Source organism: Pseudoalteromonas sp. SR41-8 (genome assembly GCF_014163915.1).
Taxonomy (GTDB): domain Bacteria; phylum Pseudomonadota; class Gammaproteobacteria; order Enterobacterales; family Alteromonadaceae; genus Pseudoalteromonas; species Pseudoalteromonas rhizosphaerae.
This window is the reverse complement of the sequence record NZ_JACJEE010000071.1, coordinates 1-1,528: the sequence shown is the minus strand read 5'-3', so window position 1 is coordinate 1,528 and position 1,528 is coordinate 1. Positions and strand designations below refer to the sequence as shown.

At 36.4% G+C, this 1,528-nt stretch carries 2 protein-coding genes and 1 pseudogene; 2 read left to right on the top strand and 1 reads right to left on the bottom strand.

Going from position 1 to position 1,528, the window contains the following annotated elements; all coding sequences use genetic code 11:
• Positions 1-260: 260 nt before the first annotated feature.
• Complete coding sequence (locus tag H5162_RS21030) at positions 261-1,142, top strand: DUF1444 family protein (RefSeq protein WP_182779442.1); 882 nt, start codon at positions 261-263, stop codon at positions 1,140-1,142.
• Here H5162_RS21030 and H5162_RS21025 read toward each other — a convergent pair.
• Positions 1,139-1,321 (bottom strand): DUF2986 domain-containing protein, encoded by a 183-nt coding sequence (locus H5162_RS21025; protein WP_145237760.1) that lies wholly within the window; start codon positions 1,319-1,321, stop codon positions 1,139-1,141. The two genes, H5162_RS21030 and H5162_RS21025, sit on opposite strands and share 4 nt — an antisense overlap.
• 25 nt (positions 1,322-1,346) lie before the next feature.
• Here H5162_RS21025 and H5162_RS21020 point away from each other — a divergent pair.
• Positions 1,347-1,528, top strand: a pseudogene (locus H5162_RS21020) (hypothetical protein); the annotation flags it as partial.

Genomic DNA, 1,528 nt, shown 5'->3' with positions numbered 1-1,528 from the left:
AGTATTATCAACAGCCGTTAGGCGGAGTCAGTATTGCTGATTTTAAAACAGATATGAGCGAAGGCTTCAGCCAATTAGCAGGACAAGGTCGCTCGGTTAATGCCGGTATCAGCTACGCATTTTAATAAATAGAAAATTAGTTAAGTTTTTTAAAGGCCAAATAATTTGGCCTTTTTCGTACCTAAAAAACATTGTTAATGTTATTTTTAAAACATACTATTAGCTTATTTAAAATAATGAATAGTTAAAGGATCTAAGCTATGAAGTTTTACCCTCTTTTATTTGTGTTAATAAGTATATTTAGCATCCCCGGGTTTGCCGCTAGCACTTCGGAGCAAGAATTTACACGTCAGTATACTGAACGTGCGAAATTGGCACTCAAGCAAGCAACCTTCAATCATGTAGATAATCTTGTCATTGAAATTGAGTTTAAAAATGGTTTAAAAGTAACGAGTTATTTAGCAAATAGCTATGCACGTTATATTTCAGGGCAAGCAAGTATGGATGAAGCGTTAACAGACTTTATCGCCAGTCAAGTTGAATATCAAAATTTAGATGAATCAGATGTACTTAATATTAGCCAGTTACGCCCAGTGATAAAATCACAAAGTTATTTAGATGGAGTGAAAAGTCAGCTAGCAGCTGCGGGAGTGAACGAAATACAGCTGCCTTATTATGAAAAGTTAACAGGTGAGCTATTGGTGTTTTATGCAATAGATTCACCTGATAGTTTACGCTTTCTTACTCAACAAGACTTTCAAAGCTTAGCGATATCAAGTCGTAACTTAAGAAGTAAAGCAATCGCTAACTTAGATAAATATTTAAATACCATTAATGCCAAAATAGAAAAATTAGACATCGGAGATCATGGTGATGTTTATATGTTAGTTGCTGATGAAAATTATGAAGCAACAGCTATTCTTACGCCATCATTCAAAAAGTTACTTAAACAAAAAATTCCTGGTGAGGTTGTTATTGGTATACCTAGTCGCAATATTTTACTTATCGCCAGTAAAAGTGATAATAAGGCAGTAATGTCTGTAGCAGGAATCACTTACAGTCAATTCCCTGAGCTTGCTTATGCAATATCACCCAATATCTATACACTCAAAGACGATAGCTGGCAGCAAATTGACCTTTAGAGGCTTACGAGAGAAGCGTGTTCACTTTCACGCTTCATCAGTTGTCCCTCAACAAGTAAAGCCAATCTTTCACGTTCAGCTTTAGAAGCGTAAGCAGGCTTATTACTTTTGTGTAATTTAGTATTAGCGCGCTTATCTTTTTGATTAAATTTAGTAACGAGCTTTTTTCTGCGGTTAATGGTTTATCTTCACGCGCTTACTAGCACCCATGGCGAGCGTGATGACAGTGATGAGCCGTTATATCAAATAATGCCACTGCATAGCAAAATAGCCCTTGAGCAACAACTCGGTAAATGGCAAAACTCATTAAGCTGGCAGTGGGTAGATAGTAAAACGCGTGTAGATCCGCGTCGTATTGAAAATCTAACAGCCAACTATAGCTTAGT